At 33.0% G+C, this 15698-nt stretch carries 13 protein-coding genes; 8 read left to right on the top strand and 5 right to left on the bottom strand.

Annotation, left to right across the window (positions count from 1 at the left end):
- Positions 1 to 36: 36 nt before the first annotated feature.
- Genes Q0873_RS05955 through Q0873_RS05965 form a run of 3 tightly spaced genes read right to left on the bottom strand, consistent with a single transcriptional unit; the run spans position 37 to position 2345 of the window.
- Positions 37 to 774, bottom strand: coding sequence for a metal ABC transporter ATP-binding protein (locus tag Q0873_RS05955; RefSeq protein ID WP_299105065.1), 738 nt, complete (start codon positions 772 to 774; stop codon positions 37 to 39).
- 1 nt (position 775) lies between these two features.
- The gene (locus tag Q0873_RS05960; RefSeq protein WP_299105067.1) at positions 776 to 1687 is read right to left on the bottom strand and encodes a zinc ABC transporter substrate-binding protein; all 912 of its coding nucleotides are present in this window, start codon (positions 1685 to 1687) and stop codon (positions 776 to 778) included.
- 1 nt (position 1688) lies between these two features.
- Entirely contained in the window at positions 1689 to 2345 is a 657-nt protein-coding gene (locus Q0873_RS05965) for a metal-dependent transcriptional regulator (RefSeq protein WP_299105936.1), read from the bottom strand.
- Positions 2346 to 2506: 161 nt separating this feature from the next.
- Here Q0873_RS05965 and Q0873_RS05970 point away from each other — a divergent pair, with 161 nt between their 5' ends.
- From Q0873_RS05970 to Q0873_RS05985, 4 genes are all read left to right on the top strand, one after another.
- Complete coding sequence (locus Q0873_RS05970) at positions 2507 to 4861, top strand: TonB-dependent receptor (protein ID WP_299105069.1); 2355 nt, start codon at positions 2507 to 2509, stop codon at positions 4859 to 4861.
- Positions 4862 to 5347 (top strand): thioredoxin family protein, encoded by a 486-nt coding sequence (locus Q0873_RS05975; protein WP_299105070.1) that lies wholly within the window; start codon positions 4862 to 4864, stop codon positions 5345 to 5347. It abuts the gene before it with no gap.
- A 329-nt stretch (positions 5348 to 5676) separates the two neighbouring features.
- Entirely contained in the window at positions 5677 to 8484 is a 2808-nt protein-coding gene (locus Q0873_RS05980; protein ID WP_299105072.1) for a TonB-dependent receptor, read from the top strand.
- Positions 8485 to 8519: 35 nt separating this feature from the next.
- On the top strand, positions 8520 to 9698 hold the full coding sequence (locus tag Q0873_RS05985) for a multidrug transporter (RefSeq protein WP_299105073.1): 1179 nt from the start codon (positions 8520 to 8522) through the stop codon (positions 9696 to 9698).
- A 152-nt stretch (positions 9699 to 9850) separates the two neighbouring features.
- On the opposite strand, the gene Q0873_RS05990 is transcribed toward Q0873_RS05985, so the two are convergent.
- A complete protein-coding gene (locus tag Q0873_RS05990) occupies positions 9851 to 11062 on the bottom strand; it encodes a cysteine desulfurase (protein ID WP_299105074.1) in 1212 nt (403 codons plus the stop codon).
- A gap of 135 nt (positions 11063 to 11197) precedes the next feature.
- On the opposite strand from Q0873_RS05990, the gene Q0873_RS05995 reads away from it, so the two are divergent.
- Positions 11198 to 12535 carry a serine hydrolase gene (locus Q0873_RS05995; protein ID WP_299105075.1) on the top strand — a complete coding sequence of 446 codons (1338 nt, stop codon included), beginning with the start codon at positions 11198 to 11200 and terminating at the stop codon, positions 12533 to 12535.
- A 2-nt stretch (positions 12536 to 12537) separates the two neighbouring features.
- A complete protein-coding gene (locus tag Q0873_RS06000; protein WP_299105077.1) occupies positions 12538 to 12882 on the top strand; it encodes an SdpI family protein in 345 nt (114 codons plus the stop codon).
- On the opposite strand, the gene Q0873_RS06005 is transcribed toward Q0873_RS06000, so the two are convergent.
- Positions 12883 to 13560 carry an SCO family protein gene (locus Q0873_RS06005; RefSeq protein ID WP_299105078.1) on the bottom strand — a complete coding sequence of 226 codons (678 nt, stop codon included), beginning with the start codon at positions 13558 to 13560 and terminating at the stop codon, positions 12883 to 12885. It lies immediately after the preceding gene.
- Positions 13561 to 13723: 163 nt separating this feature from the next.
- Between Q0873_RS06005 and rseP the strand changes: the two genes are divergently transcribed.
- Positions 13724 to 15070 (top strand): RIP metalloprotease RseP, encoded by a 1347-nt coding sequence (rseP, locus tag Q0873_RS06010; protein WP_299105080.1) that lies wholly within the window; start codon positions 13724 to 13726, stop codon positions 15068 to 15070.
- Positions 15071 to 15132: 62 nt separating this feature from the next.
- Entirely contained in the window at positions 15133 to 15696 is a 564-nt protein-coding gene (locus Q0873_RS06015; protein WP_299105081.1) for a uracil-DNA glycosylase family protein, read from the top strand.
- Positions 15697 to 15698 lie beyond the last annotated feature (2 nt).

Genomic DNA, 15698 nt, shown 5'->3' on the forward strand with positions numbered 1-15698 from the left:
TGTTTTAATTATTGAGTAATATCTTATTCTTTTAAATTACTGCTGAACACTTACCTTATAATTAATTCCGTAAGTCTTTGTTAAATTATCATCATTAAAGATCTCTTTAACAGGCCCTGTTGCTATTTTCTTTACATTTAAAAAGGTTACCCAATCAAAATATTCTGGAACCGTTTGTAGATCGTGGTGCACCACTATTACTGTCTTACCTGCTTTTCTTAATTCTTTTAAAATATTAATAATTGCTACTTCAGTAGTGGCATCCACCCCTTGAAAAGGTTCATCCATAAAATAAATGGCTGCGTTTTGCACCAATGCCCTAGCCAAGAAAACGCGTTGTTGTTGTCCTCCTGAAAGTTGTGAGATTTGCCTGTTTTTAAAAGGTAGCATCCCTACTTTTTCAAGCGCCTCTAATGCTTGCTTTTTTTCAGATTTTCCTGGTCGTTTTATCCAACCTAAGCTTCCGTAAGTCCCCATCATTACTACATCTAATGCCGTTGTCGGAAAATCCCAATCTACACTACCTTTTTGAGGAACATATGCTACTAATTTCCGCTGCTTTTCATAAGACTCTCCATAGACAGCAATACTTCCTGCAATAGGGTTAATTATTCCTAAAATTGATTTTATAAGAGTTGATTTTCCAGCACCATTAGGTCCAACAATAGCCATAAGTACTCCTTCTGGAATTGCTAGATCAATATCCCAAAGTACAGGCTTATAATTATAAGCCACCGTTAAATCGTCTACAGTAACCGCGTATTTTGTTTCCATATTATTTTAAAGCATCTACTATAGTATTCACATTTGCTATATACATTCCAATATAAGTACCTTCTTTTGTTCCTGCATTCCCCAATGCATCAGAATACAATGTTCCTCCAATAACAACTTCTTGTCCTTTTGACTTTACAGCCTCTTGTAACGCTTCTATAGTACGTTTTGGAACCGAACTCTCTACAAATATTGCCTTCACATTATTATCTATAATGAACTTTGCTAATTTCTGAACATCTTGAACTCCTGCTTCCGTTGCTGTTGACAGTCCTTGTAAACCAACTACATTAAAATGATGTTGTTCTCCAAAATAGTTAAACGCATCATGTGCAGTAACCAAAATTCTTTTATCCTTAGGAAGTTCGTTTATCTTAGAAGATATTTCTGTACTTAACTTTAACAATTCTTCGATATACTTTTTTGCATTTGCTTTATAAACTCCCGCATTTTCTGCATCTAACTCTCCTAACTTATTGGCAACATAGGTTGCTATTTTCACCCATTTATTTATATCAAACCAAATATGAGGGTCATAATTTGAAGCGAAATTTTCAGAATTGATCAATGTATTTTTATCAAGAACATCAGAAACTACGATTGTTTTTTTATTTTGATGCTTCATTTTTTCAAACACTTCTTCTAACTTTCCTTCTAAATGCAATCCGTTATAAATAACTGCATCTGCTTCAAATAACTTTGATACATCTCCTTCACTAGCTTTATACAAATGAGGATCTACACCAGACCCCATTAATCCTTTAACCTCTAATTTATCTCCTCCTATATTCTTTACTAAATCAGTGATCATCGTGGTGGTGGTAACAACATTTAATTTACCACTTCTTTTCTTTTCCTTTTTATCACATCCAATTACTAATAAAATTGTAATCAGTATTATTACATTCTTCATTCTATTTCTTTTGTATATATATATTGTTTGCTACTTTATTTGAAATAGTTATTTCTTTCCCATTAATTTTTACTAGAAAAGAATCATCAAAAGGTTCCTTATCAAGTACTTCTATATCTTGCCCTAACCCTATTTCTTGTTTATCTAAAAACCGTAAAAACTCAGAAGAGGTATCGTTTACTCCAACACATACTCCTTTTTCATTTTTCTGTAATGTAGCTAATAAGCTTTTCTGTATTTGAGGAAGGTTTCCATCTTTATCTGGAATAGGATCTCCATGTGGATCTCTTTTCGGATACCCTAAAAAAGCGTCTAATTCATCAATTAACTTAGGTGATTTTATATGCTCTAACTGCTCAGCGACTTCATGTACTTCATCCCAAGAAAAATTCAATTCCTCTACCAAAAACACCTCCCATAACCGATGTTTTCTAATAATATTTGCAGCTGTTTTCTTTCCAAAATCTGTCAAGGTAACTCCTTGATACTTCTTATAAACCACTACTTCCTTTTCAGAAAGTTTCTTGATCATATCAGTAACAGAAGAAGCTTTTGTTTCTAATCTTTTTGCAATAGCATTGGTACTAATCCCTTTAGTAACCTCAACCCCTAAATGATAGATTGCTTTTATGTAATTTTCTTCTGACTGACTAAACATCATTTTATTTTTAGACAAGCAAATTTACAAAATTTGTTTTATATAAATAAATTTTTAGGCAAGACTAAAAATTTATTTACCTTTGTAAAAAATTAAAATACTTTATATTTTATTGCAACCCGGTTGCGATAGTGTATATTTGCCAGAAAACATTTAATACAATGAGAAAGCAACTAGCTATTTTCACACTTTTATTTTTACAAATAACATATGCTGCTTTTAGCCAGACTATCTCTGGAAAAATTACTGCAGATCACAAACCTGTTCCTTTTGCTTCTGTATATGTAAAAGGAGGCACTGATGGAGTTACCGCTAATAAAGAGGGATACTATGAACTTACTATTCCAACAGGTAAAGCTATTATCGAAGTAAGTTCTCAAGGCTACAGAAAAACATCTAAAGAAGTTATCTTGAAATCCAATGAAAAAATTGAGATAAACTTTACGTTATATGAAGACGTTTTAGGTTTAGACGAAGTTGTTATTAGCGCAACAAGAAACAGAGTAGAACGTAAGGAAACTCCTGTTATTGTTTCAACTATTAAACCAAGACTATTAACCGCAACACAATCTGCTTCTATGGCAGACGGGTTGAACTACGCTCCTGGTGTACGTGTAGAAACCAATTGTCAAAATTGTGGATTTACACAAGTTCGTTTAAATGGATTAGACGGTGGTTATACTCAAGTTTTATTAAATAGTAGACCTGTTTTCACATCCTTAATTGGCGTATATGGTTTAGAGCAAATTCCAACAAACATTATAGAACGAATTGAAGTTGTTCGTAGTGGAGGTTCTGCTTTATACGGTTCAAGTGCTATAGCAGGTACCGTTAATGTTATTACAAAAGATCCTGTTTTAAACACTTGGGAAATTGGCTCTAACTTCGCATTAATTGATGGTAAAACATTAGATAGAACCTTAACTTTTAACACCTCTCTTGTTGCGGATGATTTAAAGAGTGGAATCTCATTATTTGGAATGAATAGAGATCGTGAAAGTTTTGATGCAAATGGTGATGGTTTTACGGAGTTAGTAAAATTAAAAAACACAACTGTGGGTGCTAAAGCCTTTGTAAAACCAACTGATAAAAGTAGAATTTCGGTAAACTTAAATTCTATTAAAGAATACAGACGTGGTGGAGACAAATTAAATCTTGCTCCTCAATTTACCGATATTACTGAAGAACTAGATCATGATACATTTATTGGTGGTGCAGACTATGAAGTGTATAGCAAAGATGATTCTAGTAAATTTCAGATTTATACTTCTGCTTCGTATACAGATCGAGGTAGCTATTACGGAGGGCTTGGAGGCGGAAGAACTGCGCAAGATAGCATCTTAGCTAACAATGCTTTTGGTACCACTAAAGATTTAGCTTGGGTAAACGGTTTACAATTCACAAAGTCACTAAAAAACAAAGACGTTTTTACCGTTGGTGCAGAATATAACTTTACTTCTACTAAAGATGAAATAGCTGGTTATAATCGTTTGGTAGACCAATCTGTAAAATCATTAGGAGTTTATGGACAATACGAATGGAAACCTTCTGATAAATTTACTGCTTTAGTCGGAGCTCGTTTAGATAATGTTAATGTAGATGGAAGTTACACCATTGCTACAATTGCTAGAAACGCCGATGTAAGTCAAACTACTTTATCCCCAAGATTAACGATTTCTTATCAATTTACAGATGCCTTAAAATTTAGAGGAGGATATGCAAGAGGCTTTAGAGCACCACAAGCATTTAACGAAGATGTTCATATTTCTAGCGTAGGTGGTGAGCCTCAATTTGTAATTCTTTCAGAAAATTTAAAAACAGAGTTTTCTAATGCCTATACAGGTTCTTTAAATTATTCTAAAAACATTAATTTATTACAGTTAGATTTCTTACTTGAAGGTTTCTATACTACATTAGAAAATCCTTTTACATTAGTAAGTACTGGTTCAACATTATCGAATGGTTCTATTGTTGAAGAAGTTAGAAATGGATCTGGCGCTAAAGTATATGGAACTAACTTTGAGTTTGGAGTATCTCCAAATCCGAAATGGCAATTCCAATTAGGAGGAACTTTGCAAACATCTAAATACGACGAACCTCAGGTTTTATTTGAAACTGATGGAACTCCTGGAGAATCTGACGTTATAGTAGATGAATTTGTAAGAAACCCTAATTTTTACGGATACCTAAATACTGCATGGATTCCAAGTGAAAAATTCAATGTTGATCTTACAGGAACCTATACTGGCGGAATGACCGTTCCTAAAGTAATTAGCGATACTGGGTTTCTACAATTAAACGAAGTAGAGAGCTTTTTTGATCTAAATCTAAAATTAGAATCTCATATTGACTTCAATGATAATTTTATGACCACCATTTCTTTGGGTGTAAAAAACATGTTTAATGCTTATCAGGATGATTTCGACACTGGAGCAACAAGAGATTCTGATTATATTTACGGTCCAAATGCACCAAGAACATTTTTTATTGGTATAAAGTTTGGTAAATTTCATTAGATGAAACTTTTTAAAAAGAACATATTATTATTTTTTCTCTTCGGATACTTCACTTTTACTGTAATTGCACAGCAAAAGCAACAAGTTAATTGGATCTCTTTTGAACAATTAGACGATTCTTTAGCAGTAAAACCAAAAAAAGTATTCATTTCATTTTATGCAGATTGGTGTGTTTATTGTAAAAAAATGAATAAAGTAGCCTTTAAAAATCCAGATGTAATCAATGTTTTAAATTCAGAATATTACGCCGTTAAGATGGACTCTGAGACTAAAAACACCATCGAGTTTGAAGGAAGAGTATACACCAATAAAGAAATAGGAAAGAACAGAAACCCAATACACCAAATACCGTTGTTATTGGCTTCTAGAAAAAACAGACCCTTTTCTTTACCTGCAACCATTATTTTAGATAAAACCTTTAAAGTCACACAACGACATTTTGAATATTTATCTACCAAAAAGATTTTGAAAATTTTAAAAAACTAAATATATCCCCCTGCACCTTGGTGTGGGGATTTTTTTAAATTTATTTTCTTTAATTATCAAAATATACGAACTATTTGTAGCGACCTCAACAATAACTTAACACCTTATCTTAACCTCAGCACTCCCCCCCTACAAACCAAGCTTTTAAATCAAACTAAAGCTTATTATTGCTCTATTAGAATTCTTTAAATTAACATTAAAGAAACACTAAACTACTTGCTTAACATTAAAGAAACATTCTAATAATACAAGTATAATTTATCTCTAACATTAGCTTTACACAGTAATTTGAATTTTGCCTCGAATTAAACAGAACTCAAATTATTCTAATGAAAAAAATAATATTTATAACTCTTTTTTGCTTTACAAGCTTAGTGTTTTCGCAAAGTAAAGGAACCGTAGCGGGGACGGTTACTGATAAGGAGTTAAATAACGAACCTTTACCTTTTGCCAATGTTTTTATAAAAGGAACAACAATTGGCGGTACTACTGATATCGATGGTAAATTCACCATGTCAGTGCCTGAAGGAACCCAAACTATTGTTTTTAGTTTTGTTGGTTACCAAACTATAGAAAAACAAATTGTAGTTAAAGCTAACGAAACTTTAACTGTTAACCAATTATTAGGAGCTAGTGAAGGAGTTGCTTTAGACGAAGTAGAAATTAAAGCATCCACTAGTAAAGACAAAGCAAGTGCTTTATTATTAGAACAAAAGAAAGCTACCGTTATTAAAGAAAGTATCGGTGCTGAAGAATTAGCTACCAAAGGTATTTCTGATGCAGCAGGAGCTGTTGCTAAAATCTCTGGAGTTTCTAAACAAGAAGGATCTAGTAATGTATATGTTCGTGGTTTAGGTGATAGATACCTTAATACTACTATGAATGGTTTATCATTACCTTCTAATAATGTTGCTAAGAAAAACATTGATTTAAATCTTTTCCCTTCAGATATCATTCAAAATGTATCAATAAGCAAAGCATATTCTTCAACTTTTTATGGAGACTTTGCTGCTGGTAACATTGATGTTTCATCTAAAGAATACAAAGGAAACGGATTTGTTGAAATTAACTTAGGATCTGGAGTAAATACCAGAGCTATAGGTGAAGACTTCAAGAAAAGTGAAGGAACGGGTAACTTCGGATACTACAACCGTTTTAAGCACAACCCTTTTGCTGTAGTTTTATCTCATGGTGTTGACCCTGTAAATGCAGGAAGTCCAATTAACAACTCTATTGGAATTAATGCTGGAAAATCTTTCGATTTCGAAGACGGATCAAGATTAAGCTTATTCGGTACTGCCTCTTTCAGTAGAGACTTTGAGTATAGAGAAGGACCATTAGTGGACTATACAAATGTATTTAAAAAGCAATTCCCAAATGCTCAAGAGTTCGAATACTCGACTTCAACAACAGCAATGTTGAGTGCTTTATACCGTATTAATAGTGACCACAAACTTAAATACACCTCTTTATTCTTAAATAGCTCAAGCGACCAAGTAGGATACTACGGAAATAAAGGTTTAGGAAAAAACAGAGATGCTTTAATTGATACTGACCAAGGTTTTTATCAAATGAATGTTCAGTACAATCAAGACTTAGTATTTGTGAATCAAATTACAGGTGAACACAAATTTGAAGACAACAAGTACAAACTTACTTGGGGTATCGGATATAATAATGTATTTGCTCATGAGCCAGATAGAAAGAGAATTAGTATTGAAAACTATCATTTAGCGTTAGACAACGATCCTAATACGAACCCTGTTTTCTTTACAAACAACCCTTTTGACAATCAACGTTATTTCCAAAAAATTATCGACGAAGAATTAAACAGTAGGATAAACTTGGCTTACCAAGCCTCTGATAATTTAACATTAAACTTTGGTTACAACGGAAGAACTAAAGAAAGAAGTTTTGAAAACATTCGTTATGGATATGATTTTAAAGCTCCAGGTTTAACTAATCCTATCAGCGGAATTTCTGATGTAAACAATCTTAATCAAATTATAAACTTCCAAAACTTAGGTGCAACCTATAACACAGAAGTTTTCAGAATTTTAAATCCAAATTTAACGAGTACTAATTTACCTGGTTTAAATGAGAACACATACAATGGTGATTTAAATGTGTACGCTGGATATACTTCAGCAGTAATTAAGGTAGGAGAACAATGGACTTTTGCTCCTGGTATTAGAGTAGAATCTTTTAATCAAAAAGTAGCCTACAACGTTATTAACATTAATCCTAGTGATCCTGGATCAAGAAGCGTTTCTGAAACATTCTTCTTACCAAGTCTAAATGTTAAGTATGCTGTTAATGACGACCAGAACTTACGTTTTACGTTTAGTAATACAGTTTCTGTTCCTGAATTTAAAGAAGTTGCTCCCTTTGTTTACGAAGGAGTTGGACAAAGAATTGCAGGTAACCCTAATTTATTAGATAACCCATCTTTTTCAAGAATCTTCAACTTAGACTTAAAATATGAATGGTTCATTACTAGAGACGAATTATTATCAGTTGGTGTATTTGGAAAACAAATCAATGACCCAATCAACTTAGTTGCAGAAAGTAGTGCCGCTGGTAACCAACGTTACTTTAGAACTAGTGATAAAGCAACTGTTATTGGAGTAGAATTAGAAGCTCGTAAGAACTTAATAAAAAATGAAGATGATGAAACGCAACTTTCTGCTGGATTCAACTTTACCTACATGCACACAAAACAAGATTTAATCAGAAACATTTCAGGAGGACAATCTCAATTTACCACTTCTTTTAATAGAGATAGTGATGAATTACAAGGAGCTTCTCCGTTCTTAATCAATGCTAACATTAACTATAGCCCAACTCATTTTAAAAACTATAAGCCAATTGCGTCATTAGTATTCTCTTATTTCTCAGATAGAATTGATGCTTTAGGAGCTGGTCAATTAGGAAACGTAATTGAGAAAGGTGTACCTACCTTAGATTTTATTTGGAAGAATAAAATCGGTGAAAAGTGGGAAATCAACTTAAACGCTAAAAATTTATTAGACCCATCTATTGAAAGAGTTAGAGAAAACACTTCAATAGGAGATGTAACATTATCTAAATACAAAAGAGGTAGAAATCTTGGATTAGGATTAAAATACAAATTTTAAACAACACATTAACAAAATAACTAAATCTTAAAAAAATGAAAATTAAAAATTTATTAGCATTAGCCCTGGCTACTACTTTACTTTCATCATGTGGAGATGATGGAACTCAAGACATTGTAATCAATTATAATGGTGGTAGTGGAAGCAATAACAATGGAAATGCTATAGAATTAAAAGGAAACTATACTTCTAACTTAACATTAGAGAGCAACAAGTCATATTTAATTACTGGTCCTGTTATTATGGAGAGTGGAACTACATTAACAATTCCTGCAGGAATGACTGTTAAAGCTGCTGCAACTGGTGCTGATGTATATTTAGCAATTGCTCAAGGAGCTAAAATAATGGCAGAAGGAACTTCTTCTCAACCAATTGTTTTTACTTCTAACGCTACAACTCCAAATGCTGGAGACTGGGGTGGATTAATCTTATTAGGTAAAGCTCCTATTAACTCTGTAGCTGGTGGTACTGCTACTTCTACTTCAGAAATTGCTAGTTTACCATATGGAGGTAATGTTGCTGATGATAACTCTGGTACATTACGTTATGTAAGAGTAGAATATTCTGGAGGTAAAGCAGATGGACAATCAGAAAACAACGGATTCTCTTTCTACGGTGTAGGAAATAAAACTACCGTTGCATACATTCAAATGTTTGAAGGAAAAGATGACGGAGTTGAATTCTTCGGAGGAACTGTAAACGTAAACAACGTATCTGTTGTAAACGCACAAGATGATTCAATTGACTGGACTGAAGGATATACAGGAACTATTACTGATGCTTATGTAAAGCACGGAACTGACCATGATAAAGGTATTGAAGCTGATGGATACAACACTGACATAGGAAACTTATCAAGTCCAAAATACTTCTCTAAACCAACTGTTACAAACTTAACAATTGTAGGTTTAGGTTCTGGAACTGGAAACGAAGCTATTAGATTAAGAGCAGGTACTCAGGGAATCTTTACCAATGTTTTCATCAAAGGATTTGCAGAAGGTTTTGATTTAGATGGAGATGCTACAGATAACCCAACAGGTGCAGGAGTTACTTCAGGTGACTTAAAAGCTACAAATGTAAAGTTCGACGATGTAACTACAAATCTTAAAAATGATACAGGAGTTACATTTACTACTACAGACTTCTTAACTGAAAACGCTAGTGCTACAGGTACTGAGTATTCTACTTGGGGAGCTGGATGGACTAGACAATAAACAACACACAACACAACTAAATAAAACGACTGAGTATTTGCTCGGTCGTTTTTTTGTATATGATTTTTTTTAAGCGCTTCTTAATTCATGCATACAAAAAACCCCTAAAGAAATTCTTTAGAGGTTTTTTAATATATAATATTCTTTGTGCCTTACGACAACATCATTTTAGCCTTTTTTACAGCAGCAACAAGTGCATCTACCTCCTCTAAGGTATTATAAAATGTAAACGATGCTCTTACCGTTCCAGGAATACAGAAAAAATCCATTATAGGCTGTGCACAATGGTGTCCAGTTCTTACTGCAATTCCTAACTTATCTAAAATAGCACCTATATCATAAGGGTGGATTCCTTCCAAATTAAAAGAGATAACAGACGTTTTACGAGAAGTTCCGTATATTTTTAATCCTTCTATTTTTTCTAACTCATTTGTTGCATACGCTAGTAACTTATCTTCTTGTGTTGCAATAGCATCAAACCCAACTTCATTCATATAATCAACCGCAACTCCAAAAGCAATTCCTCCACAAATATTAGGCGTTCCTGCTTCAAATTTATGAGGCAATCCAGCATACGTTGTCTTTTCAAAAGTAACCGTCTCTATCATTTCACCTCCTCCTTGATACGGTGGTAACATATTTAACAATTCTTCCTTACCATATAGCATACCCACTCCCGTTGGTCCACACATTTTATGAGCAGATGCAACATAAAAATCTACATCCAACTCTTGAACATCTGGCTTAATATGAGGACATGCTTGCGCTCCATCTATCAATACATAAGCTCCAAACTTATGTGCAGCATGAATTATCTCTTCAACAGGATTAATAACACCCAAGGCGTTTGAAACATGATTACAAAAAACAAGTTTTGTTTTATTGTTCAATAACTCATGATACATTCCCATTTGCAATGAACCATCTTCATTCATAGGAATTACTTTTAAAACTGCACCTGTTTTCTCGCAAAGCATTTGCCAAGGAACGATATTAGAATGATGTTCTAATGCAGACACGATGATTTCATCTCCTTCTTTTAGAATAGCTCCAAACCCTGAAGCCACTATATTAATACTATGGGTAGTACCAGAGGTTAAAATGATTTCATACGATTGCTTTGCATTAAAGTGCTTTTGAATCTTAATTCGAGCTTCTTCATATTTATCTGTCGCCTCTTGACTCAACGTATGTACTCCTCTGTGAATATTTGCATTGTAACCTGTATAATAATCTACAATAGCATCAATAACCACTTGTGGTGTTTGAGAAGTGGCACCATTATCAAGATATACCAACGGTTTTCCATGAACTTTTCTGTTCAAAATTGGAAAATCTGTACGAATCTTATTTATATCAAACATACATTCATAATATTTACAGCAAAGGTAGGACTTGTATCTTAAACCAACAATCCCAGAAATACTTAATCCTATTAATTTAATACACTTTTCACATAGTAGTATTCTGATTTTCTTACATTTGTTTAAAAATCCTCCATGAAGCTTTTAAAAAGAATCTTAATTTTACTTTTAGTTGTCGTTATTATTGCTTTTGCTTACAACTATCCCAAACTAAATATTCTAGCTGGTTACTCAGCAAAAAACACAGCCTCTTCTGTATTTTTAGCCGGAAGAAGTTTAAGTTATACAGATGCAAACGACAATAATTTTTCTCCGATTAACTTAACCTCGGATGAAATAAACGCCTCAGAAAAATACGCAACAGGATCTGTATACGGACTTCTTAGCAGAAAGGCTATATATAGAAAAGGTTTAGGAGCTGTATTGGTTACTGCAGACTATGATGTTAATCAAAAATTATTGGTTCCTAAAAGAACTGCTCCTAACAACAACACACCTTTTCCTTATGGGAATGCTCTGCAAAAAGACACAACTTTTACCAATGTAGACTATAACAAACTAAACTCGGTTATAGACACGCTTTTTAATGAAAAAAATAAAACAAGAGCCGCCGTTGTAGTTTATAAAGATCAAATCATTGCTGAAAAATATGCCGACAATCTAAACAAAGACTCAAAACTTTTAGGATGGTCTATGACCAAAAGTATTACAAGTACTTTATTCGGAATCTTACAGTGCCAAGGAAAAATTAACGTTTATGATAAGGCTCCTATAAGTGAATGGAAAAACGACGAACGTAAAAACATCAGTATTCACAACTTATTACAAATGAATTCTGGTTTAGAATGGGTTGAAGATTATAATTCTATTTCTGATGTAACTAAAATGTTGTTTTTAGAAAAAGACATGACTAAGAGTCAAATAGGCAAACCCTTAATTGGAAACCCAAATGAAACTTGGAACTACTCTTCTGGGACAACAAATTTACTTTCAGGAATTCTTCGAGACCAATTTAGCACCCATCAAGAATATCTTGATTTTTGGTATAACGCCTTAATTGATAAAATTGGCATGAACTCTATGCTTATAGAAACCGATATGAGTGGAAATTATGTAGGTTCTTCATATGCTTGGGCTACACCAAGAGATTGGGCTAAATTCGGACTTTTATATTTACATAATGGAGTATGGAATGACGAGAATTTATTTGATAAAGATTGGGTAACTTATGCAACTACTCCTACACCAGGATCGAGTAATTCAGTAGATGGTGGATATGGAGCTCAAATTTGGTTAAACACGGGTGGTAAATATCCCGATGTACCAAAAAACATGTACTCTTTTAATGGTTATAAAGGTCAGAATGTATTTATCTTTCCTGAACACGATTTAGTCGTAGTACGCATGAGTTTAAGTAAGAATGCAGATGTAAATAAATTTTTAAGCGGTATCTTAGCGGCCATTAAAAACTAATTATGGATTCTATCTACTACGTACTTTCTGTTAACGGTGTTCTCTTTTTGTTTAGCCTTATATTTCATTTTTTTCCGCCTAAGAAAATAAATGCTATTTACGGATACCGTACGAATAGAACGATGCAAAATGAAAACATTTGGAAGTTTGCGAATACCTTTTTTATCAAACAGTTTTTAATTTATTCAGCTATTTCATTTGTAGCGGGATTAGCCTTAGCTTACTTCGGAAAAGAAATTACATGGCAACCAATGGCTATTACTATTTTATCTCTTGCTGTTTCAGTTATAAAAACTGAGCAAGAGTTAAATAAAAACTTCGACAGCGAAGGAAATAAATTGAAATAATTATTGAGCGTACTCTTCTTTTAACAAGGTAATATCCTCAATTATTTTTTGCATGTTTTCTTTCTTTGTTCCATCATAAATACCTCTAATACGACGGTCTTTATCGATAAGAACAAAGTTCTCAGTATGCACCCAATCTGCTTCTCCACCATCTCCTTCATCTAAGGTAGCAAAGTAATGCTTACGTGCTAAATTGTAGATGTGTTTTTTGGCTCCAGTAGTCACATTCCATTTACCATCAATCACACCTTTTTCATTGGCATATTTACGCAACTGAGGTACACTATCCATTACAGGAGTTACTGAATGTGATAAAAACATCACCTCATCATCATTTTTATAATGCTCTTGTAATTCAGACATGTTAATAGCCATGATAATACAAATGGTTTGACAACGCGTAAAAAAGAAATCTGCCACGTAAATCTTACCATCATAATTTGCATTTGTAATAGTTTCTCCATTTTGGTTTAGTAAGGAGAAATCTCCAATAGTATGGTTCTTCGTTTTATTTCTTACAGATGCATCCACCAATTTCGGATTGATATCTGCAGGATTATATATAGGTAATTTTGTGTCTACCTTTACCAAATGGTAAAATACAGGAATACCTACTGCAGTAAACACCAATAAAAAGATAATAGTACTTTTAGATTTTTTAAAGAATTTTAAATCCATTCTATTGAAATTTTATGCAAAAATACGACTAAAAAATAGGGCGATATATGTCATTTCTTAAAAAGTTTGTTAAATCCTCTATCTAACCAAACAGGATACTTTTAGAACTCTTTTTAAAAACGTACATTTGTCAGATTTTAAAACATAGACACAAAGAACCTATATGGAGATTTTAATAAAAGCATCACAATTCATCTTAAGTTTATCGTTGTTAATTGTGCTACATGAGTTAGGACACTTTATTCCTGCGAAACTTTTTAAAACCAAAGTAGAAAAGTTCTACTTATTCTTCGACTATAAATTCTCTTTATTTAAAAAGAAAATAGGAGAAACAGTATATGGTATTGGTTGGATTCCTTTAGGAGGATATGTAAAGATTGCAGGTATGATTGACGAAAGCATGGATACCGAACAAATGAAAGAGGAGCCAAAACCATGGGAATTTAGATCGAAGCCAGCATGGCAACGTTTAATTATCATGTTAGGTGGAGTATTTGTAAATTTTGTTTTAGGAATCTTAATTTACATCTGCTTAATGTGGGCATATGGTGAGAAGTTTTTACCTAATGAAAGTTTAAAAGACGGTGTTTGGGTACAGGATCAACTAGGTAAAGATTTAGGTTTACAAACTGGAGATAAAGTTTTAACGATTGACGGAAGTAAAATTGAAAAATTTAGAGAGTTACCTTTAGAATTTATCAATGGTAACACTTATACTATTGAAAGAAATGGTGAAACTCTTACACAAGAAATTCCAAACAATTTTATTTCTAAATTAGTTGATCGTGGTAAAGAAGCAGGAGCTTTTATTACACCAAGATACCCTTTCATTATAGCAAATGTTGAAAAGGATTCTGTAAACGGAAAATCAGATATCCAACCGAAAGATATCATTACAGCTATTAATGGTCAGAAAATCTCTTATTACGATGAAGCTAAACCTGTTTTACAAGCATTAAAAGGACAAGACATTAACCTTACGGTAAAAAGACAAAACCAAGAATTAACGATTCCTGCAAAGGTTTCAAACCATGGAAATCTTGGAGTACGTTGGGGAGCTGTATCTTTAAAAGATTTAGAAAAGCTAGGATATTATCAATTAGCAGAAAAATCATATTCGTTTACTGAAGCAGTTCCAGCTGGAACAAACAAAGCTTGGACTACCTTAACAAGTTATGTTAAGCAAATGAAAAAAATCTTTAACCCAAGCACAGGAGCTTACAAAGGTTTAGGCGGATTTATTTCTATAGGAAGTATCTTCCCTTCAGAGTTTAGCTGGGAAACTTTCTGGAATATCACTGCATTTTTATCAATCATGTTAGGTTTTATGAACCTATTACCAATTCCTGCTTTAGATGGTGGACACGTAATGTTTACTTTATGGGAAATGATTACCGGTAAAAAACCAAGTGATAAATTCTTAGAATATGCACAAGTAACAGGATTTGTATTATTATTAGCGCTATTACTGTTTGCCAATGGTAACGATATATTTAGACTCTTTAAATAAGAAATAGTATATATAATATAAAAGCATCGTTTAAAACGATGCTTTTTTTGTACTTTAACTTTATGGAAAAGTTACTTTCTGAAATTCGTTCGTGTACCATTTGTAAAGACCATATTGAACCTCGTCCAGTAGTGTATGCCAATCCGAATTCAAAAATAATAGTCATTGGTCAGGCTCCAGGAACTAAAGTACATGCCTCTGGGATACCTTGGGACGATGCTAGTGGTAAACAATTAAGAAAATGGCTTAAGGTTACAGATGAGCAATTTTATAACACCAACTTATTCGGAATTATCCCTATGGGGTTTTGTTATCCTGGAAAAGGAAAAAGTGGTGATTTACCTCCTAGAAAAGAATGTGCTCCAGAATGGCACACCAAGTTGTTTAACAAATTAAAAAATGTTGAACTGGTATTACTCATTGGTATGTATGCGCAAAACTATTATTTAAAAGACCAAGCTAAAAGAACATTAACCGAAACGGTTAATAATTACCCTTCATACTTACCTAAATATTTTGTACTACCACACCCTTCTCCAAGAAATAGATTTTGGTTAACAAAAAATCCTTGGTTTGAAAAAGAAGTAATTCCAGAATTACAAAAACGAGTACAACAACTGATTTAAGA

The sequence above is a fragment of the uncultured Tenacibaculum sp. genome (genome assembly GCF_947498805.1).
Taxonomy (GTDB): domain Bacteria; phylum Bacteroidota; class Bacteroidia; order Flavobacteriales; family Flavobacteriaceae; genus Polaribacter.